The organism is Fretibacterium fastidiosum (genome assembly GCF_964642095.1).
In the GTDB taxonomy this organism is placed as follows: Bacteria; Synergistota; Synergistia; order Synergistales; family Aminobacteriaceae; genus Fretibacterium; species Fretibacterium fastidiosum.
Map to the genome: position 1 here is coordinate 940,656 of NZ_OZ209244.1, position 19,618 is coordinate 960,273.

Annotated in this window: 17 protein-coding genes; 1 reads left to right on the plus strand and 16 read right to left on the minus strand. The window is 68.5% G+C overall.

Translation table 11 applies throughout. The features are described 5' to 3' along the window. The 16 genes from ACK28C_RS04215 to ACK28C_RS04290 form a co-directional block, all read right to left on the minus strand. Window positions 1-1,566 carry a GspE/PulE family protein gene (locus ACK28C_RS04215; protein ID WP_015556939.1) on the minus strand — a complete coding sequence of 522 codons (1,566 nt, stop codon included), beginning with the start codon at window positions 1,564-1,566 and terminating at the stop codon, window positions 1-3. 2 nt (window positions 1,567-1,568) lie between these two features. Continuing rightward, complete coding sequence (gene gspD / locus ACK28C_RS04220) at window positions 1,569-3,626, minus strand: type II secretion system secretin GspD (RefSeq protein WP_208873663.1); 2,058 nt, start codon at window positions 3,624-3,626, stop codon at window positions 1,569-1,571. Between the two features lie 75 nt (window positions 3,627-3,701). Continuing rightward, window positions 3,702-4,049: a prepilin-type N-terminal cleavage/methylation domain-containing protein gene (locus ACK28C_RS04225; RefSeq protein ID WP_208873661.1), complete on the minus strand. Its 348-nt coding sequence runs from the start codon at window positions 4,047-4,049 to the stop codon at window positions 3,702-3,704. Between the two features lie 2 nt (window positions 4,050-4,051). Further along, window positions 4,052-5,008 (minus strand): type II secretion system protein GspC, encoded by a 957-nt coding sequence (gspC, locus tag ACK28C_RS04230; protein ID WP_409152489.1) that lies wholly within the window; start codon window positions 5,006-5,008, stop codon window positions 4,052-4,054. Continuing rightward, window positions 5,005-5,607 (minus strand): hypothetical protein, encoded by a 603-nt coding sequence (locus ACK28C_RS04235; protein ID WP_409152490.1) that lies wholly within the window; start codon window positions 5,605-5,607, stop codon window positions 5,005-5,007. The genes gspC and ACK28C_RS04235 overlap by 4 nt, the downstream gene beginning before the upstream one ends. Continuing rightward, window positions 5,604-6,125, minus strand: coding sequence for a hypothetical protein (locus ACK28C_RS04240; RefSeq protein ID WP_409152491.1), 522 nt, complete (start codon window positions 6,123-6,125; stop codon window positions 5,604-5,606). The genes ACK28C_RS04235 and ACK28C_RS04240 overlap by 4 nt, the downstream gene beginning before the upstream one ends. Continuing rightward, on the minus strand, window positions 6,122-7,315 hold the full coding sequence (gene gspL / locus ACK28C_RS04245; protein WP_409152492.1) for a type II secretion system protein GspL: 1,194 nt from the start codon (window positions 7,313-7,315) through the stop codon (window positions 6,122-6,124). Before gspL ends, ACK28C_RS04240 begins: the two co-directional genes overlap by 4 nt. A 2-nt stretch (window positions 7,316-7,317) precedes the next feature. Then, window positions 7,318-8,235, minus strand: coding sequence for a general secretion pathway protein GspK (locus ACK28C_RS04250; RefSeq protein WP_409152493.1), 918 nt, complete (start codon window positions 8,233-8,235; stop codon window positions 7,318-7,320). Continuing rightward, window positions 8,210-8,827, minus strand: coding sequence for a type II secretion system protein J (locus ACK28C_RS04255; protein ID WP_409152494.1), 618 nt, complete (start codon window positions 8,825-8,827; stop codon window positions 8,210-8,212). The genes ACK28C_RS04250 and ACK28C_RS04255 overlap by 26 nt, the downstream gene beginning before the upstream one ends. Further along, the gene (locus ACK28C_RS04260; RefSeq protein WP_409152495.1) at window positions 8,824-10,809 is read right to left on the minus strand and encodes an O-antigen ligase family protein; all 1,986 of its coding nucleotides are present in this window, start codon (window positions 10,807-10,809) and stop codon (window positions 8,824-8,826) included. The genes ACK28C_RS04255 and ACK28C_RS04260 overlap by 4 nt, the downstream gene beginning before the upstream one ends. A 91-nt stretch (window positions 10,810-10,900) precedes the next feature. Continuing rightward, window positions 10,901-12,541: a fused MFS/spermidine synthase gene (locus ACK28C_RS04265; RefSeq protein WP_409152496.1), complete on the minus strand. Its 1,641-nt coding sequence runs from the start codon at window positions 12,539-12,541 to the stop codon at window positions 10,901-10,903. Window positions 12,542-12,776: 235 nt separating this feature from the next. Continuing rightward, a complete protein-coding gene (locus ACK28C_RS04270; protein WP_409152497.1) occupies window positions 12,777-14,246 on the minus strand; it encodes a TrkH family potassium uptake protein in 1,470 nt (489 codons plus the stop codon). A 28-nt stretch (window positions 14,247-14,274) separates the two neighbouring features. Next, window positions 14,275-15,657, minus strand: a complete 1,383-nt coding sequence (gene trkA / locus ACK28C_RS04275; RefSeq protein ID WP_015556937.1) for a Trk system potassium transporter TrkA — start codon at window positions 15,655-15,657, stop codon at window positions 14,275-14,277. Then, a complete protein-coding gene (locus ACK28C_RS04280; protein ID WP_409152499.1) occupies window positions 15,654-16,412 on the minus strand; it encodes an acyl-[acyl-carrier-protein] thioesterase in 759 nt (252 codons plus the stop codon). The genes trkA and ACK28C_RS04280 overlap by 4 nt, the downstream gene beginning before the upstream one ends. Then, window positions 16,399-17,589: an aminotransferase class V-fold PLP-dependent enzyme gene (locus ACK28C_RS04285; RefSeq protein WP_409152500.1), complete on the minus strand. Its 1,191-nt coding sequence runs from the start codon at window positions 17,587-17,589 to the stop codon at window positions 16,399-16,401. Before ACK28C_RS04285 ends, ACK28C_RS04280 begins: the two co-directional genes overlap by 14 nt. A gap of 14 nt (window positions 17,590-17,603) precedes the next feature. Further along, the gene (locus ACK28C_RS04290; RefSeq protein ID WP_409152501.1) at window positions 17,604-17,741 is read right to left on the minus strand and encodes a hypothetical protein; all 138 of its coding nucleotides are present in this window, start codon (window positions 17,739-17,741) and stop codon (window positions 17,604-17,606) included. 323 nt (window positions 17,742-18,064) lie between these two features. Here ACK28C_RS04290 and dnaA point away from each other — a divergent pair, with 323 nt between their 5' ends. Then, the gene (dnaA, locus tag ACK28C_RS04295) at window positions 18,065-19,426 is read left to right on the plus strand and encodes a chromosomal replication initiator protein DnaA (protein WP_409152502.1); all 1,362 of its coding nucleotides are present in this window, start codon (window positions 18,065-18,067) and stop codon (window positions 19,424-19,426) included. Window positions 19,427-19,618 lie beyond the last annotated feature (192 nt).

Sequence of the window (19,618 nt, forward strand, 5' to 3'; positions counted from 1 at the left end):
TCACTCCTCCCCCGCCACGCGAATCAGCTCGTCCGGCGAGGTCCGTCCCGCCTCGACGGCGGAGAGCCCGATCTCCCACAGCGTGCGGAAGCCACCGTCCCTGGCGATCTCCCGCAGCCTGGAGGCCGTCGCACCGGCCACGAAGGCCTCCTGCACCGCCTCGTCCACCACGAACTGCTCGTAGAGGCCGATGCGTCCCCTGTAGCCCGTGTTGTGGCACTCGGAGCAGCCCACGGGCTCAAACGCCCGCTTCAGCCCTTGACGGGCCATGGCCGCCGGCGGGGCCACCTCCCTCATGCAGTGCGGACAGAGGCGGCGCGCCAGGCGCTGGGCCACCGCCCCGATCATGCAGTTGGCCGCCAGGTAGGGCTCGATGCCCATGTCCACCAGACGAATGACGGCGCCGATGGAGTCGTTCGTGTGGAGGGTCGAGAGCACCAGGTGCCCCGTCAGGGAGGCCTGGACGCCGATGTGGGCCGTCTCGAAGTCGCGCATCTCCCCGATCATCACGATGTCCGGGTCCTGCCGCAGGATGGAGCGCAGGGCGGAGGCGAAGGTCACGCCGGCCTTCTCGTTCACCTGAATCTGCGCCACTCCCGGCAGAGCGTACTCCACGGGGTCCTCCACCGTGATGATGTTCACCTCGGGCCGGGCCAGCGCCTGGAGGATCGCGTAGAGGCTCGTGGACTTCCCCGACCCCGTGGGACCGGTGAAGAGGATCATGCCGTGGGGGCGGTGGATCAAGGCCTCCATCGTCTCGCGCTCATCCCTCTCCATGCCCAGGTCCTCCAGCGTCAGGAGCCCGTGTCCCTTGTCCAGAAGGCGCATGGCCAGCCGCTCGCCGTACTGCGTCGGCACGAGCCCCACCCGGACGTCCACCGCCCTGTCCCCCAGGGTGATGCCGATCCGGCCGTCCTGGGGCGTCATGTGCTCCGCGATGTCCATCTTGGCCATGACCTTGATGCGGCTCGTCAGCGGGGCCTGGTGCGTGCGCGGCAGGCGCAGGCGGTCCTGCAGCACGCCGTCGATGCGAAAGCGGATCAGGACGTCGTCCTCGTAGGGCTCCACGTGGATGTCCGTGGCGCGCTGGCGCAGCGCGTCCACGAAGAGGCCGTTCACCAGGCGGATGACCGGCACGTCCACCGAGTCGCTCAGCACGTCCTCCCGGCTCAGGTCCTCGATGTCGTCGATGCCCTCCATCTTCCGCGCCGCCTCGTCCGCGGCCACGCTGCGAAGGTCGTAGAGCTTGCGCAGGAGCTCGCTCACCTCCGACTCCGTGCGCAGCTCGACCTCCACGGGACACCCCAGGGCCGTGCCCAGCACCTGGGCCCTGGGCCAGGCGTCCAGGGACGACGCCCCCACGATCAGCACGCCACTGTCGATGCGCAGGGGGACCACACCGCCCTGGCGCAGCACGTCGAGGCCCATCCCCTCCGGCAGGAGCTCGGAAACCTCCTTTGCGTCCGGCAGGGGCGGCAGGGGCGCGCTTCCGTCGGCGGGGAGGGCGGCCGCCTCCGGGTCCTCTCCCAGGGCCCGGACGTCCACGCTCCTCAGGCGTTCGGACATCGCTACTGCCTCCTGCTCTTTCGGACGCTCTCGTGATAGAGCTCCTGGAAGCGGCGATCGACCTCGCGCTCGATGGGGTTCATGTCCATGCTCGTCAGCGAAGGCCGCGCGCCGGACGGGAAGATATCCGCGTTCCCGCCGATGACGTCGGCGGAGGCAAAGGCACCCGTGAGGCCGGAGGCCCGGAGCGTCGCGCCCCGCATCTCCTCTGGGTTCGAGATGATCTGGGGCGTCAGGAAGATGACGAAGTCCACCTTCTCCTTCTCCTTCGAGACCTTCTGGAACAGGCTGCCGATCAGGGGGATGTAGGACAGGCCCGGCACGCGCCGTCTGAGGGCCCGCTCCGTCTCCTTGATCATGCCCCCCAGGATCACGGTCTCCCCGTTCGCCACCACCACCGAGGTGTGCACCTCCCGCTTGGCCGTCACGGGCGTCACGGACCCCGTGGCCGTCAGCACGTCCTCCGTCGTCTGCTTGATGTCGAGCGCCACCACGTTGCCGCTTCGGATGTGGGGCGTCACGGTGAGCGTCAGGCCCGTGTCCTTGTAGTCGTAGCTCTGCTGGGTGGCGTTGGGGTTCGACAGCTCCGAGGTGCTGGCCTTCAGGACGGGGATCACCTGCCCCACCTGGAAGGAGCTCTCCTTGTTGTCCGTACACATCAGGCGCGGCACGGAGAGGACGTTGACGGCGTCGTACTTCTTCAACATCTCGATGGAAGCGTAGATCAGCGCGAGGGGCTTGTAGTTCTTCACGGAGTAGGTGGAGCCGTTGCGCTCCACCAGCTCCTCCTTCTTCGAGAGCTCGCTGAACCACTGCGCGAATTGGGAGGGGACGGACCCCTCGCCCAGCTGGCCCATGCCGCCCAGCATGATGTTGTCCCAGATCTGGCCGCCCAGGATGTTCCAGTCCACGCCGGCCCGGTCCAGGTTCGTGACGTTGATCTCCGCGATGAAGCCGCGCAGCAGCACCTGCTTGGCCTGGACGTCGATGGCGTCCAGCACCCCCGTCAGGGCCTCGTACTGCTTCTGGGTGGCCGCGAAGATCAGGCTGTTGGTGGTGAGGTCCGGCACCACCGTGGCGGGGTACTTGCCCTCCTGGTTCGGCTGCAGCAGGGAGGACGCCGCCAGCACCTTGCTCAGCTGCTCGGACGCCGCCGTGGCGTCGATGTTCTTCAGCTTGTAGACGTGGAAGTCCCCCACCTTGGAGTCCACGTCCAGCTCCTTCACGATCCTGGCGGCCTGGTCGATGTTCCCCCGGTCTCCCACCACCACCACCTTGCGGCTCGCGGGGTCCGCGACGGCGCTGAGCCCCTGCATCGGGCCCCCCGTCTGGGCGATGGCGTTCAGCTGCGCCGCCACCGTCGTCGCGTCCGCGTGCTTCAGGAGGAAAGCCCGCGTCACCCGCGCGCTCTGGGGCGTATCCAGCTTCCGCAGGAGGTCCGCGCCCTTGTTGACGTCCGTCGCCTGCCCCTGGAGCAGCACGTCGCGCCCGTTGCCCACGGGCAGCGCGATGAGGGTCTGTCCGAAGGCCTGCTGGAGCGCCGGGACCACGGAGTCCACCGTCACGTAGTCCAGCGGGAAGATGTAGGTCATGGTCTCGCTGCCATAGTCGGGGCCCCTGCGCCCGCGGTCCACGGTCGGCGAGGAGCTGACGCCGCCCTGCTGCACGATGGAGAAGTTCCCCATGTCCCGCAGGGAGAAGTTGTAGATCTGGAGCGTGGCGATCATGATCTGCCGCGCCTCCGCGAGGGAGGAGGGCTTGGGCGAGATGATGGTGATCTTCGCGTTGACGTTCGGGGGAACGATGATGTTGTCCTGCAGGAGCTCGGACATGAACCGGATGAACTTCACGAGGTCCATGTCCTTGAAGTTGAACTGCACCAGCCCGGAGCGGCGCATGGCCTGGGCGGCCGCCACCACCTCCCTCTCCTCGTCGGCGGGCAGGGTCTGCCCCGCCGGCGCTTCGGCCGGCGCCTCCGCCGCAAGGGCTCCCCCCGCGACAAGGACGCCGAGGGACAGCGCAAGCACGCCCCACAAAAACACCCCGTAAACTCTCTTCAAGGCACTTCCCCCTTACACACTGCTGACTCCAGGCAAAACCCGGTTCGTACCGGGAGCTCTATCCACGACGGGCCCCTACCGGGAGGCCTCAGGCAGGTAGATGACCATCGAGCGCTTCCCCATGCTCACCGTCACCCGCCTGAAGGGCAGCTCCAGGTCCTCGATGGGCACGGAGTCGATCTCCGTGCGCCACTCCACGTCCTCCTCCCTGCCGCTGTCGGGCATGTCCCTCTCCGTGCGGAAGCGCAGCCATATCCTCTGCGCCGCCGCAGTCAGCGCCCGCTCCGCCGCGATCTCGGAGAGCGACCGCAGCGACATGGTGATGAGGCGAAACCCGCCGGCGACCACCATCCCCACGATGGCCACCGCCACCAGGACCTCCATCAGGGTGAAGCCGCGCCGGGCGCCGGACATGCCGCTCACGCTCAATGCACCACGTACCGCAGTGCGGTGGGCTTGCCCTCCCGGTCCACCTCCACGTCGAAGCGCTCGCTGTTCATCAGGGAGTTGATGGAGTTCGCGATATCCGCCATGTTCGTGAAGGGGATCCCGTTGACGGACTTGATGACGTCGCCCTTCTGCACGCCCAGCTGCTTCAGGATGCTGTCGTCCTGGATCCACTGGATTTCGAGGCCGTTCCCTCCGTCGTTGGGGCGCAGGCGGATCTTCTTCAATTCGTCGAAGGGGTTCTGCACCAGGCTGGTCACGAGTTCGCTTGGAACCTCGCCGTCCTGCTCCCCCGGCCTGGCGGGCGTCACGCTACCCTCCGGGACGCCCACGGGCCGGGCCTCCGCCATGGGAGCCGAGAACGCGCCCCGTTCCGAACCGGGCTCGCTGTAGCGGAGCTCCCGCACTACCACCTCGTCCTCCTTGACGAAGACGGCCTCCCGGTAGGTGACCTTCGCCAGCGTGTAGACGTCAAAGCTCGTCCCCATCAGCACCAGGCGCACCTTCCCCTTGTCCTCGATCCAGGCCCCCACATCCGGCAGGGTCCCCCGCAGCACGGCCGTCGCCAGGGAGCCGGTGACCTCGACGTCCGCGCTCCGGGCCGTCGGGAGGCTCACCTCCATCGGCGAGACGCGGAAGGGGTTGGCCGTCAGGAACTCCTCCATGCCGGCGCCGACGGAGGACGCCCGCTCCGCCTCCGCCGGCAGGGCGGACCGGCCCACGGCGCGCTCCGTGCCGAAGCGCCCCAGCAGCGCCTCGAGGCAGGCGTCGGCGAACCAGCCCAGCGTCAGCCCCATCAGGACGGGCAGGAGCCAGAGCCACGCCGAGTAGACGCGCCCGCCCTCAGCACTGCGCGGGACGGCCGCCTCCCGGCGCGCCCGCCCCCGGAGCCGGGAGAGCCTCCCCCTGAGGGAGGACACCAGCTCGCCCCTCATTGTCCCGCGCCCCCTTCCGACGGAGCGCGGCGCAGGACCCAGCCGCCCCCCTCGCGAACCAGGGGCAGAAAGCCCTGCAGCGTCTCCATGTTGCCCTCGAAGGACTGCGGCACGGAGATCGCGGCCTCGGCCCTCGATATTTTCATGCGGGCGGGGTCCACCGCCACGAAGCCCGACACCGCGAAGTCCCCGTCCGCGCGCAGCCGCTCCAGCAGCACCCCGTCCCGGCCCGCCGTCAGCAGGAAGCCGCCGTCCCCGAAGTTCATCGCCTGACCCATCGTCATCTCGCCCCCGGTGAAGTCCGCCTCGCAGACCGGCGCCAGGCTCAGCAGGCTCGCCATCAGCTGAGGGCGCAGGGTGAGGGACCTGAAGGAGAAGGTCGTGAAGCCGCTCACGGAGAGGCCGTTGACCGTAAAGCCCCCTTCCGCCGCCTCCACGTCCGAGAAGGCCAGCCTCATGCCGTGCCGCTCCAGCGCGTCCCCCGCCAGGGTCAGGGAGGCCACGCCCGCCTCGCGCCAGGGCAGGAAGGCCCAGAGCGCGGCCACGAAGGCGACCAGGAACAGAAGCGCCTTCAGGAGGCGCGTCGCCAGGCGCCTCATCGCCCGGCGTCCCCCTTGACGGGGCCGATGATCGCGGAGACCGACAGGAGCTGCTTGTCCCCCGCGGGCAGCACCCGCACCTCCGCAGAGAGGAAGTGCACGCCCCGCACGGCCAGCTGTCGGTTCAGCTCCACCAGCTCCTCCGCGTGGAGCCGGTTGATCTCCACGGACTGGTTCCTTCCGTCCGGCGAGATGCGGTTCACCCGGCTGCCCAGCTCCATCCGCTCGGAGACCTGGGCGAACACCGTGGGGACGTCCACGCTTCCCTCCGACGCGCCCGCCCCTCCGGCGGGCGCCATGCGGCGGTACTCCTCCGCCAGCATGGAGAGGGTGCGCAAACGCTCCTCCTGGGTCGCCAGCGCGACCGCGGCCTCGGCGGTCCAGCCCGACACCCAGCTCACCGCCGCCCAGACCCCCAGCGCCAGGAGGGCAACGGCTAAAAAGCGCACCGACCCCGGCGCCTCGCCCCGAAGGACGGCCCTCGCGTTGTTGATCGTCCCGTCAAAGTTCATCGTCATTCCCCGCCTCCCAGAGGCTGCCAGCGGACGCGGAGGTCAAAGCGATACCCCACGCCCGATACGCTCTGCGTGTTGTCCAGCTGCGACAGCGCGGCCCGACCCTCCCAGGCCTTGCGGAAGGCCAGCACCGTGCTCATGTCCGGGGCCGATCCCGTGCAGTCCAGTCCCTCCGCATTATAGCGCAGGACGTCCACCTTGACGTCCATGCTGGGGTTCTCCGCGAAGACGGCGCCCAGGTCCGCCAGCACGCTCCCCAGCTCGCGCCCCTCCGTTCCGCCCTGAAGCTCCGCGATCCGGTCCCGCGCCAGGGCGACGGGGTTCGAGATGCGCCCCGTGTGCGTCGGGTCGAAGGTCTGTCGGTACAGGTCCTCGCCCCTCCGGCGGGCCCCCTCGACCTGGGACAGGGCCTGCCGCCAGCGCAGGACGCTCCCCGCCAGCACCAGGACCCCCATCAGGAGGACCCAGCAGGCGGCCCGGCTCATGAGCCGGACGTCCCGTTCGAGGCCCATGGCCCCCTCCAGCGCCCTGCGGGAGAGGTTGAGCGTCCGGAGCCAGGGACAGTGGAGCAGGCTCTCCCGCGCGGACTCCTCCAGCGCCGCGGCGGCTCCGGGGTCCCGCGCGTCGAGGACGAAGGACGCGCCCCTCTCCAGCTTTCGGGCGGCGCAGCAGCGGTCGAACCAGGCCAGCTCCGCCTCCGGGGAGGACCGGTCCCGTGACGTCCAGCGGGTGAGGGCCGGCCTCCAGTCCTGCCACAGGATCGAGCAGAGGTTCTCCTCGTCCGCCCACAGGGCGACCCCGGTCCCCTGCACCCGCGCGGCCAGGGGCAGCGGCGCGGGCCAGACCAGCGACCGGCCCCCGTCAAGGGGGAGGTTCAGCTCCGAGGGCGAGAGGTACCACACCGACCCCGACACCCCCCGGCCGGCCCGCTCCATGACGACGGGGAACAACTCGATCTCCCCGGCCGCGGCATAGGGCGCGACCTGAAGCCGAAGCGCCTCCCGTACCTTGGCGAGGTTGGCGAAGGGGAAGGAGAAGGGGGCCAGGGCCAGGGATCGCATGGGGACCAGCGTCACCTCCAGGGCGCCCCGACGCGCCCCCGACGCGGAGGACAGCGGCAGCAGCTCCCCGCCAGCCAGACGCCGGAACGTGACGGACTCGGAAACGGCCCCTCTCTTGAAAAGCGAACGCACTCTCATGACTCCTCCCAGCGGACGACCTTCTTCTCCGTCCGGTCAAAGATGATGTTGAACGAGGTCCCTCCCGGCGACTCGTCGATGAACTCGACGCGCAGGGCGAAGTAGCGGCTCTTGAAGGCGGCGAGGTTCGTCAGCCGCGTGGCCGTCCGGGCCGTGAGCCCTGGAATGGACTGCACGTCTTGAAGGCTCCTCAGGACGTGCTCCCTCCGGTAGGCCTCGACCCGCTCCGCCTGTCCGCCGTCGAGCCCCGGCAGGAGGCGCAGGACGGGGAGGGGGGCCGAGTTGAGGTTGACCTTCCCGTCGCTCCAGAGCGTGCAGAAGTCGCTCAGGCCCGGCCTGCCGTTCCCGCCCCGCAGGACCTCCGGCGTGAGCTCCTTCATCAGCAGGAGCTCCGAGAGGTCCAGGGGCGGTCGGTTGATGAACTCCTTCCGCTCGACGCCGCCGACCCGCCCCCTGTCGTTCCGATCCAAAAAGTCCAGCATCGGCGTGGCCAGCTCCCGATGCCCCAGCGCGTCCCACAGGTCCTCCCACGGGCCCCGCAGCTCCTGCCTCACGGTGTTGCCGTCCGGCAGGAAGAGCTTGCGGATGGGGAATTTGTCGTCCAGCGGCCTCACCTGCACAGCCCACAGCCCCAGCCCGTCGGCCGGGAAGAGGAACGGCTTGAACCACTGCTGGCGGGGGCTGTCGGCGTCCATCTGGCCGCTGACCTTGGCGATGGCGCTGATGACGGAGTCCGCGAGCACCTGAGCCATGCTGCGATTCGTCAGGGCCGTCCGCTCCTGGAGGACGCTGCGCACCTGGAGGCGAACGAACCAGGCGAAGGCCGTGGCACAGGCGATCAAAAGCGTGCCCAGCATCAGCACGGACACCAGCACGAAGCCGCGCCGCCTACGGGAACACGGCGAAGTCCTCAACGCTCTCCTCCTCCTTCCCCGTCCCCCGCGTCAGGGCGATGAAGAGCCCGGCAGGGAGGGGGCCCCTGTACTCCCTGCGGCGTTCCCCCCCCTCCGCGGGGACCTCGACGCGGAAGCTCGTCACCCCCGGAAGGACGAGCTGCCCCTCCTCGCCCTTCAGCTTGTCGGGGTCCACCTCGGTCGGGAGCTTCCCCGACAGCACCCAGCGGTAGAGCCCCGGCAGGAGGTCCGGGCGCATCGGGCTGCCCCTCTCGACCCGGTAGACCAGGCTGCCCGCCGCCACGTCCTGCCTCGCGGGAGAGGCGCTCATCACGATCAGGACGTCGTCGTCCCCCCCTCCCAGCACCCTGCCGTCCTTCACGATGACCGGGACGGGAGCCGCCCGCAGCGCAGCCGCGGCGTCACGCCCGATGAAGGCCAGCGCGCGGGAGAGGGCGGAGGCGTCGGAGTAGTCCTGCTGAAGCTCCACGACGCGCCGAACCGTGACGACGACGGGCGCAAGGGCCAGGGCCGTCACCATCCCCGTCAGCATCACCGCGATCATGACCTCGATGAGCGTGAAGCCGGTTCGGCGCATGGAGCGTTCCGTCACTCGGAGGCCGTGGCGTCCATGGACCGGCGCGATTCGGCCCCCTCAAAGGTCATCCCGCCCGACGGCTGGAGCGGCACCAGGACCAGGGCGTCGACGGAGCGGCCCAGGCGGTCCGTCACGTCCGGCTGGGGCATCAGCTGGAAGGTCCCCGGCTTGAGGTAGCTCGCCAGCTCCTTCAGCACGTCCTGGGCCTGAAAGCGCTGGGCCCAATGCAGGAGTTTGCTCATATCCTCGGAGTGGGGCTCGCGGCGGAAGTGGCCCAGCAGAAGGCTGAAGCCGCGGCTCAGGGCGTCGAAGTCACCCGCCTGGTCCCCCACCTGGAGGTAGTGGTAGCCCAGGTTCTTGATGGCGTCCTCCCGGACGATGGGGTGGGCGGCGGCCCTCTCCAGCCAGCCTCGCTGCAGGACGGCGTTGGAGGTGTTGAGCGCCCTCCGCAGCAGGAGGTTCCCCTCGATGCCGCTCAGGAGGTAGGCCGACCCGGTGACAGCGGCGGCGAAGAAGAGGGCGCCCGTCAGCTGCGCCGCCCGCTTCGCCATGGCCGCGGACCAGCCCAGCCTCCCCGTCAGGACCTCCCGGTTCGTGATGGCGAAGGCCAGCGCCATCCACAGGATGTTCTCGATCCGGTGGAAGGGGCGGGTCCAGAGGGCGTTGAAAGCGATGAGGGTGACGAGAGCGCAGGCCCAGATGGCCTCACGGGGCAGGTGTCGGCCCCGCAGGAGGTGCGCCAGGACGGCAGCGCCCCACAGGCCGAACATCGCGAGGAGCAGCACGCCCCCCAGGACGCCCGCCTCGCAGAACCACTGCAGGAACTCGTTGTGGGCCCAGTGGGTGTACTGCCACTGGTACCAGGGCTCGTGGTTGGTCTTGAAGGCCTCCCGCTGGGCCTCCAGGTAGTGCCACTTGAACTGCCCGATGCCCACGCCCCCCGGGTGCTCCCGGAACATGGCCTTCGAGGTGGTCCAGATGCCGATGCGGCCGCCGACGGTCCAGGCGTTCTGGACCATGTCCCCCGTCTTGGCGATGAGGTCGCTGCTCCGCGCGCGGTTGACCGACATGGAGCCGCCCAGCACGGCGACAAAGAGCAAGAGTGCCAGTCCGAGGCGCAGGGCGTAGGCCCGGCCGAATCGGGCCACGGTCACGAGGCCCAGCACGAGGAGCCCGGCGAACAGCGAGAATATCCCGGAGCGGCTGGTGCTGTTCCAGAGGCCCCAGACGTTGACGCCCATCAGGAGCAGGTTCAGGACCGTCAGCCACAGGGGCCTTCTCCGGCCCTCCTCGTCCACGGCGTAGGCGATGAACAGGTAGACGGAACTCATGACGCAGACGGCCATCCAGAGGCCGAACATGTTCTGCTGGGCGGTGTTCCCGATGTAGTTGCCCGGCGTCGGCAGGATGACGGAGCTCAGGGACTGCAGGCCCGACAGGGGTGTCCCCTCAAGGAATTCCAGCCCGTTCAACCCCCGGATCTGCAGCTCCGCGAACAGGACGTTGATCGCCCCGTTGACGTTGGCCAGCCACAGGATCGGCCGGAGGCTCCCGTTGGGGAAGGAATCGACGCTCAGCACGTAGAAGGCCCACACCGCCGCCAGGCAGATGAGCTCGTGCAGCATCCCCGTCGCGGAGGAGATGGGGGTCCAGAGCGGCATGAGGGCGCAGTAAACCAGCATCAGGGCCCAGATCGACCCGAAGAGGTCCACCCTCAGCGTCAGGCGGTCCCCGCCGTTTCGGACGAGGCGCCAGCCCGCCGTCAGGAGGGCAAGAGCGACAGGGAACCCTGCCACGGACCACTTCATGATGTGCAGCGTGTCGGCGAACCGTACGCCGGAGTAGACCAGGTTGGGCAGGACCAGGGCCACGATCCAGAGCGGAACCAGGATCGGCGAGGGGACGAGGGGCATCGGCCTCCTGGCCGCGACCGGGCCGGTCTTCGCCTGGCTCGTCCTGCGGGAGGACTTCATCGGAGAATTCGTCAAGGAGAACACGACCTTCCTTCCAAACGAAATTCAAATCCAGAGCGATCAAGGCGCGTAAGGGGAGCGATCCCGCTGCGGGCAGGACCGCCGGTCCGCACGCCTACTGCGCCAGCGCGTAGCGCTCCACCGGGGCGAAGGCGTCGGTGAAGGCGGGGATCTCCGGGACGAAGGGGTCCAGCCACTGGTGGGCCAAAAGGGGCAGGACGCGCGCATCGGGGACCGGAGGGACCGGGGGGTCGTTCGAACAGAGGCCCATCAGCATGAGGTTCTGCAGCGCCTCCGCGCTCTCCGGCTCCGGAGCGGAGGCCGGGAAGATCAACATCCGGGGGAAGGCCTGGGAGAAGGCGGCGTAGATCCCCTGGAACACGCCGCTGCGCCGGCCCGACAGCGCGGCGATGACGTTGGTGATGAGGACGCCGTCCGGCGCCATCAGGGCGCGGATCCGCTCCGCAGCCTCCACGGTGGTCATGTGGAAGGGGATGGAGTACCAGGAGCCGAAGACGTCCATAAAGACCGCGTCGTAGGTCCCGTGCCGCTCCAGGTCCTGCGCCATGCGGTTCAGGAAGGCGCGGGCGTCCTCGTGGAATATCCTGAGGTTCGGGCTGTCCTGCAGGTCGAAGTAGCGCCGTGCCGCCTCCGTCACGCCGGGGTCCAGCTCCACCACGTCGATGGAGACGTTTCGCTCCGCCAGGACGTGGCGCGGCACGCAGTAGCCGCCCCCGCCCAGCATCAAAATCCGCTTCGCGTCCGGCTTGTAGTGGAAGGCCAGGTCGTAGAACTTCGTGTAGTCGCTCACCAGCTCCGCGGGGCTGTCCGGGTACATCAGGGACTGCGCCCCGTCCGGGTCCGTCATCATGATGCGGACGCGCCGGTTGTTGTTGCGCAGCATGAGGCTCTCCACGATGGAGATGTGGTTGTAGGCCGTGTCGATCTGGACGCCCACGGGCGTCATGGGCAGCCCGTACACCCTGGAGGCCCAGGCGCCGCAGCTGAGACAGGCCGCCGTCAGGAGGACACCCCGCCAGGAGGCGGCGTAGAGCAGCATGGAGAGCGCTGCAAGGGCGCTGGCGAGCCCCATCAGGATGACCCCGGAGGGAAGGAGGGAGATCAGGACGAAGCCGCCCAGGAAGGTCCCCAGGATGCTCCCCGCCGCGTTCAGGGCCGAGAGGCGCCCCACCGTGCCGCCCGACGAGGCCACGTCGCGCAGGGCCAGGCGCGCGATGAAGGGCGACGTCATGCCCAGGAGCAGGGTCGTCGGGGTGAAGATCGCGAGGGCGGCCGCGACGGACGTCAGGTAGAGGTTGAAGGAGCGCCGGAGGAGGGCGGTGAGGATCGCGTTGCTGGCGAAGGCCGTCGCCCCCAGGATCGCGGCGGCCAGGAGGAGGATGCGGCCCAGGAGGCGGGCCTCCGGACGCCGGTCCGCCAGGCAGCCGCCCAGCCAGTTTCCGGCGCAGAGGCTCGTCATCATCACGCCGATCAGCGCCGTCCAGACGACCAGTGACGTGCCGAGGAACGGCGCCACCAGGCGGGAGCCGGTGAGCTCCAGCACCATGACGGCCGCGCCACAGAAGAAGGAGGCTGCCTGGAGGCGCTTCGGGACGCGGCCGTCCCCCGGCACCCCCTTCCCGGTCTGAGGGGGGACCTTCGACAGCTTCAGCTTTTTCTGTTTCGAGCCTTCAGGAGCGGCCTCCCCGGTATGGAACGGGGCCTCCGCTTCCGGCAGATGGGGATCATACTCCATGAGTTTTCAGTCCTTTTAACGCCCTTGAAGGCGTCATCGTTGTCTTCACCTGACGTTCACCCTCCACAGGAGCCAGGGGCCGACAGGCCCAGAACGGAGGGGTTCGGAAAAGCGCCCTCCGTCGGAATACACTCAGTGTGGTATTTTACCAGACCTCAGGCGGGGCCGAAACGTGCCGAATGCTTAGGGCGCGCTGACTGATTTTCGCTGTCCCGGCCACCACCCGTCCGGCGCCTCAACGCCTCCACGCCCCCGGCAGGAAGAGGAGGAACACGGCGAAGAGCTCAAGCCGCCCTGCCAACATGCAGAAGGAGAGGATCCACTTGACGCCGGCGGGCAGCCAGGCGAAGTTCTCCACGGGCCCCAGGGCGCCCAGCCCCGGCCCCACGTTGCTGAGGCAGGCCACCACCCCGGAGAAGGCCGACACCATGTCGAGCTTCGGGTGGTCGAAGGCGGCGATCGCCAGCGTGGCCGAGGTCATGATGAGGAGGTAGAGGACCAGGAAGGCCGAGGCGGAATCCATGACGTCGCGGCCGATGGCCCGCCCGTTCATCCGCGCCGTGACCGTCGCCCTGGGGTGCAGCAGGCGCAGGGTCTCCGCCTGGACCTGGCGGCGCAGGACCAGAAAGCGCACGACCTTGCACCCGCCCCCCGTGGACCCGGCGCAGGCCCCCACCACCATCAGGATCAGGAACAGGAACCGGGCGAACTCGGGCCACAGGTCGTAGTTCTCGGTGACGAACCCCGTGGTGGTGATCAGGCTCACCACGTGGAAGAAGGAGGCGCGCAGCGCGGGCTCGACCCCGGAGAAGCCGCGGCGGAGGAGGCAGAGGGCGATGGCCAAGGCGGAGGCCGCGACGATGGCGGCGTACCAGCGCAGCTCCTCGTCGCCCAGGACCGCCCGCACGCGCCTCGCGAAGAGCAGGAAGTAGAGCGAGAAGTTGACGCCCGAGGCGAACATGAAGGCGGTGATCACCCACTCGATATAGGGGCTGTGGAAGGCGGCGATCGAGGCGTTCCGCGTGGAGAAGCCTCCCGTGGCGATGGTGGCGAAGGAGTGGACCACCGCCTCGAAGAGGCTCATGCCCCCCAGCGTCAGCAGGAGGGTTTCGGCGACCGTCAGCGCGAGGTAGACCTCCCACAGGCGCAGGGCCGTCTCGTGGAGGCGCGGGGTCAGCTTCTCCGGCGTGGGGCCGGGCACCTCCGCCTTGTAGAGCTCCATGCCCCCCACGCCCAGAAAGGGCAGGATCGCGAGGCTCAGGACGATGATCCCCATGCCCCCAAGCCAGTGGGTCAGCCCCCGCCAGAGCAGGATGCCCCTGGGGAGGGCCTCAACGTCGGCCAGCACCGTAGCCCCCGTGGTGGTGAAGCCCGACATGGTCTCGAAGAAGGCGTCGACGTAGCGGGGCGCCGCGCCGAACTGCCAGTAGGGCAGCGCCCCGACCGCCGAGGCGATCACCCAGGCGAAGCCCACGACGCCCACGGCCTCGCGGATGCCCAGGCTGTCCCCAAGCGGACCGGGCCGCCAGCGCCGGCCGGCCAGGAAGAGGCCCAGGCTCAACAGGATTCCGGTGCCGAGGGAGACGGCGAAGGCGGCCGCATCCCCCGTGCCGTCCAGGAGGGCCAGGAGGAACGGGGGGAGCATGAACAGGGAGACGATCGCGCAGATGAAGGAGAGAACGCGGAGGACGATCCCCACCTTCATCGGTGAAGCCCTCCCGCCGGCGCGCGCGTCACGGCTGCGCCTCGCTGAAGAGCTCCACGGCCTCGCGCATCAGGGCCGTCGAGGCGAAGAGGATGAGGTGGTCGCCGGGTTCCAGCTTCGTCGACCCCATGGGGACGAAGACCCGGTTTCCCCTGCCGAGGAGCGCCACCAGGACGCCCTTGGGCAGCCCCAGGTCCGACAGGGGGATCCCCGCCCGGCTGTGCTTCGCCGGCAGCACCACCTCCAGCATCTCCGCGTCGATCTTCTCGATGATGGAGAGGGCCCTGGCGTGGCCGGGGTAGCGGATCGTACGGAGGATCGTGGAGGACAGCGCCTCGTTCAGGTCCACCACGGCGTCGACGGGCATGTACTTCGGCATGTCGCGGTAGAGGCGGCGGCGCACCACCGCGATGCTCTTGCGGACGCCCATGGCCTTCGCCATGGCGGCGTAGACCAGGTTCACCTCGTCGGAGTCCGTGACGCAGACGTACCCGTCCGCCTCCTCGATGCCCTCCTCCTGCAGGACTTCCCTCTGGATGCCGTCCTCGTGGAGGAACAGGGTGTTCCTGTCCCCCAGCTCGTTGGACAGCCTCCTGCAGCGCTCCTCGTTGACGTCCAGGAGGCGGATCTCCGCGTGCCGGTAGGCCTCCTGGATCCTCTGGATCAGCTGGCACCCGATCTTTCCGCCCCCGACGATGAAGACCCGGCGCAGGGGCCGGGAGTTCTTTCGCTGAAAGAGCTCCTCCAGCATGTAGACCGTCTCCTTGTAGGAGACCACGTAGCACAGGTCCTGAGCGGCCAGCACCGTGTCGCCGTCGGGGACGAAGCTCTCCCCGTCGGGGCGCTCCACGCACACCACGATGGCGACGAGGTCCTTGTAGTCGATGCGGATGTCCTTCAGGGACTTCCCCACCAGCGGGGAGTCCTCCGCGACGCGAAAGGCGTAGATGGCCGCCTGTCCGTTCAGGAGCTCCGCCGTGCGGGTGGCAGAGCTCACCGTCAGGAGCTCCAGGATCTCCCGCGCCACGGACCGTTCGGGCGAGATCATCATGTCGATGCCGAGCTTCTGCCCCCAGGTGGGGGAGTCCGTGAACTCGAGCCCCCGCGCCCTGGCGATGACGTGCCGCACCCCGGCGCTGTGGGCGATCCAGCAGGATAGCATGTTCACCTCGTCCCGGTCCGTGCAGGCCACCAGGATGTCCGCGGCGCAGTCCTCCTCCCGAACGCCCGCGTCCCACAGCACCTGGGGCCTGGCCCCGTTGCCCCGGATCACGCGCACGTCCAGCTCGTCCTCCGCGCGCTTGGCCCTCTCCGCGTCCTGCTCCACCAGGTTGACGTTGTGTCCGTCCCCGGACAGGGTGGCCGCGATGCTGCGCCCCACCTCGCCCGCCCCGACGATGACGATGTTCATGATCGACAGGGCTCCCAGCTGCAGGAGAACAGGGTCATGGGCTTCTCGCCGGGACGCCCGTCGTCCGTGATGCGGTAGGCGAAGGACCGCGCCCTTCCCCGCTCCGGCAGGGACGCGATGTGGATGCGGGGCCGGCCGCCCCAGCGGATCCCGGACCGGAAGGACGCCGAAATCCCCCTGGGCTCGAACTCCATCGGGTCGATGGGCGTGGCCTCGAAGATCCACTCGAAGTAGGCCGCGTTGTTCACGTGGGCGTTGACGTCCAGGTCGTGAAAGCGGATGGGCCAGGGGACTTCGGTGCAGGGCGCGTCCGGTTCGGGGGTCGGGACGTCGGGAAAGTCCGGGTCGATGGGGCCCGTGTAGCGCTCGTCGATCCTGGGCAGGTGGGCCTTCGGGCGCACGGGCCGTCCCGACGCCAGGTCCAGCAGGAGCCAGGAGGTCTTGGCCCAGGCCAGAGGCGTCCCGTCCGGCCGGTCCACGTTGAAGACCCGGAGGGTGTTGTAGCCGTGCTCCACGTCGTGGAAGGTCCCCACCACGAAGCGCTCGTCCAGGGCCGGGAGCGGCGCCAGGACCTCCACCTGGTAGCGCAGCAGCACCCAGGCGTAGCCCCGTGCGAGGAGCTCCGAGGAGGTCCCCTCCAGCTCCCTCACCGCCAGGCTCGCCGTGTCCTGAAGGTAGTCCAGCAGGCTGTGGAGCTTCAGCCGCCCGCGGCAGGAGGCGTCGGACGGCAGGACCGTCAGCTCACGCAGGTACATGCGCCCTGATCCCCCCAAGCGCCTTCACCGCTTCCGACAGCGCGCCGAAGAAGTCGTCAACGTCCTGAGGCGCGTTGAAGTACCCCGGCGAGACCCTCAGGCTCCCCTGGGGAAACGTGCCGAGGGACCGGTGGGCCTCCGGCGCGCAGTGCAGCCCCGGACGGGTCTCGAACCCCCTGCGGGACAGCTCGTCCGCCAGGACCCCGTTGTCCACCCCCCGGACGTTGATCGAGAAGACGGGAAGCCGCCCCTCCATGCCCTGCTTTCCGCTGAGCAGGACGCCCTCCTGCTTCGAGAGGCGCTCCAGGAAGCGCCGCCCCAGCTCCCGCTCGCGGGCCTCGACGGTCTGGACGCCCTCCGCCTCGAGCCACCTCAGCGCGGCGTGGAGCCCCGCGATGCCGGGCAGGTTGGGGGTCCCGGACTCGAAGCGGTCCGGCAGCTCCTCCGGCTGAGTCTCCAGGTGCGAGTAGCTCCCCGTGCCCCCCGTGACGATGGGCTCCACCCTCCGGGCGAAGTCCGGCCTCCACACCACGCCGCCGATGCCCTGGGGGCCCATCAGCCCCTTATGCCCCGTGAAGCACAGCGCAGCGAGCCCCAGCTTCGCCGCATTCAGGGGCAGCACCCCCGCCGTCTGAGCCGTGTCCACCACCAATGGCAGCTCCACCTCACGGCAGATCGCCGCCACCTCATCCAGGGGCTGAATCGTCCCGCAAACGTTGCTGGCGTGGGCCATCACCATCAGGTCGAACCGCTCCGTCCTCAGGAGCCGCCGCAGGTCCTCCGGGTCCAGCAGCCCCTCGCGGTCCGAGGGCAGGAGCGTCAGCAGGACACCCCGCTCCTCGAGAGCCCTCAGGGGCCGCATGACGGCGTTGTGCTCCATGGAGGAGGTGACGACCTTCATCCCCGGCCGCAGGAAGCCCCGCAGGACGAAGTTCAGCGCTTCGGTCACGTTGGCGCAGAAGGTGACGTACCGGGGGTCGGCGTCCTCCCAGCCGCCGAGCAGGGACGCGACCCGGATGCGGCAGTCCAGAACGGAGTTCAGCGTCTCCATGTCCCGGGCGGAGGAGGTGCCCCGGGCCAGGTTCGCCCCGCCGCGGGCCAGAAAGGCGGCCATGGCCTCGCCGACGGGGGCGGGCTTCGGCCAGGTGGTGGCGGCGTTGTTCAGATAGATCGACATCGAAAAGACCTCCTTCACTCCCACAGGCTTCCCACCGCCCTCTCCCTCGAGCCACCTGCAACGAAAGGGCGGATGGCGCCCCGGCGGGAGGTCCCGGACAGGACCTCTCCACAGACGGCGTTCTTCGTCCACCGTCCATCCACATCGTTCATGATATCATTAAACTTCGCCGCAGAGCATCCGCGACGGGGGAACTTATCTACTCCACCCTCGTCCGTTCGCGCTGCCCCTCGAAAGCGGGGCGAGACGGCGAGTTATCCACAGGTTTTGCATAACTTTCCTGTGGATAAGTGTATAATTAGCTCAAATTGGCCTGAGAAATGCCTTACATAAGAGCCGTCGATGTGGACAACCCTGCGACCTTCGGGAGGTCCGGGAACCGGGGCCGGCGCCTGTCCGCATCCCCATCGCGGCGGGACCCACAGCCCGCGGACGGGCGGCAGGGACAGGCTTCAAGACACAGGGGTGAAAGGGATTGCAGCAGAAGGACGAACGAAACTTGACGGACCTGTGGCAGGGGATCCTGAAGCGGGCGGACCTCCCGGAGGGGACCGTCCCGCTGTGGTTCAGCACCTGTGCTCCCGTCTCCATCGAAGAGGGAGAGCTGGTGGTGGACACGGCAAACCCCTTCATCAAGGAGCAGATCGCGAAGAAGTTTCTGGCCCGGCTCAACGAGGCGGCGGAGGGGATGGGGGTGAGGGGCCTCCGGCTCCAGGCCAGCGTGCAGCCGGAGGAGGCCAGGGCGGAACCGGCGCGACAGGAGCGGCAGGAAGGGCCGGGGCGCAGCGCTCCCGCGGCCCGGATCAGCCTGAACCCAAACTACACCTTCGAGAGCTTCGTGGTGGGCAAATCGAACCGCCTGGCGCAGGCCTCCAGCCTGGCCGTAGCGGAGAGCTTGGTCTCCACGGAGGCCCCCGTGAAGGAACGCTTCAACCCCCTGTTCATCTGGGGCGGGGTGGGGCTCGGCAAGACGCACCTGATGCACGCCATCTGCCACTACGCCCTGAAGCGGTCGCCGGACCTTCGGGCCCTCTACATCAGCGCGGAGAAGTTCCTGAACGAGTTCATCCAGTCCATTCGAGACTCGAAGACGGACCAGTTCAAGGACCGTTACCGCAACGTGGACATTCTGCTGATCGACGACATTCAGTTCCTAGGCAACCGGGAGCGGAGTCAGGAGGAGTTCTTCCACACCTTCAACACGCTCTACGAGGGCAACAGCCAGGTCGTCATCTGTTCGGACCGGCAGCCCTCGGAGCTGCAGAACATCGAGGACCGGCTGATCAGCCGCTTCAACTGGGGGATGGTGGCGGACATCCAGCCCCCGGACCTGGAGACGCGCATCGCGATCCTTCAAAAGAAGGCCATGCTGCGGGGCTGCGACCTGCCGGACGAGGTCGTCCACTTCCTGGCCCAGCACATCCCCAGCAACATCCGGGACCTGGAGGGCGCGCTGAACCGCGTCATCATGTCCTCGGAGCTCTACGGGGAGCCCGTCACCATCGAGCGGAGCTCCGAGTGGCTGAAGGACGTCCTGCGCATGGACGTCAAGGCGCCGGTGACGGTGGAGGACATCCAGAGCGTCGTGGCGGAGTACTTCAGCATGAGCCCCGAGGAGCTGACCAGCTCCAAGCGGACGGCGGAGCTGGCCATGGCCCGGCAGATCGCCATGTTCCTCTGCTGCGAGATGACGGAGACGAGCCTCCTTCGGATCGCTCACGCCTTCCGCAAGAAGGACCACACCACCGTCATCCATGCGCGGAAGAAGATCAGCGAACTCGTCAAGACGGACCAGGAGGTGCGTCGAGCTGTGGATAACCTCAAGAACAGGCTGTGAACGAACCGTGGATATCCAGGGGTTATCCACAGAGTGAACCGGAAGCTGCGAAATCCGCTCACGCCGCCCACAGGTTATCCACAGGGTTCCCACGAAAAATCCACACGACGAAAAACCCGAAGCCGACGGCGCCGCGTCAACTTATCCACAGACTTGTTCGAGATTATTATTATTACTGTTACTAAAAGACAA

Bases quoted from the DNA above. Each gene is read 5' to 3' on its own strand.
- ACK28C_RS04215 (WP_015556939.1), bottom strand. From the start codon at position 1,566: ATGTCCGAACGCCTGAGGAGCGTGGACGTCCGGGCCCTGGGAGAGGAC.
- gspC (WP_409152489.1), bottom strand. From the start codon at position 5,008: ATGAGGGGCGAGCTGGTGTCCTCCCTCAGGGGGAGGCTCTCCCGGCTC.
- ACK28C_RS04235 (WP_409152490.1), bottom strand. From the start codon at position 5,607: ATGAGGCGCCTGGCGACGCGCCTCCTGAAGGCGCTTCTGTTCCTGGTC.
- ACK28C_RS04240 (WP_409152491.1), bottom strand. From the start codon at position 6,125: ATGACGATGAACTTTGACGGGACGATCAACAACGCGAGGGCCGTCCTT.
- ACK28C_RS04265 (WP_409152496.1), bottom strand. From the start codon at position 12,541: ATGGAGTATGATCCCCATCTGCCGGAAGCGGAGGCCCCGTTCCATACC.
- ACK28C_RS04270 (WP_409152497.1), bottom strand. From the start codon at position 14,246: ATGAAGGTGGGGATCGTCCTCCGCGTTCTCTCCTTCATCTGCGCGATC.
- trkA (WP_015556937.1), bottom strand. From the start codon at position 15,657: ATGAACATCGTCATCGTCGGGGCGGGCGAGGTGGGGCGCAGCATCGCG.
- ACK28C_RS04280 (WP_409152499.1), bottom strand. From the start codon at position 16,412: ATGTACCTGCGTGAGCTGACGGTCCTGCCGTCCGACGCCTCCTGCCGC.
- ACK28C_RS04285 (WP_409152500.1), bottom strand. From the start codon at position 17,589: ATGTCGATCTATCTGAACAACGCCGCCACCACCTGGCCGAAGCCCGCC.
- ACK28C_RS04290 (WP_409152501.1), bottom strand. From the start codon at position 17,741: ATGAACGATGTGGATGGACGGTGGACGAAGAACGCCGTCTGTGGAGAG.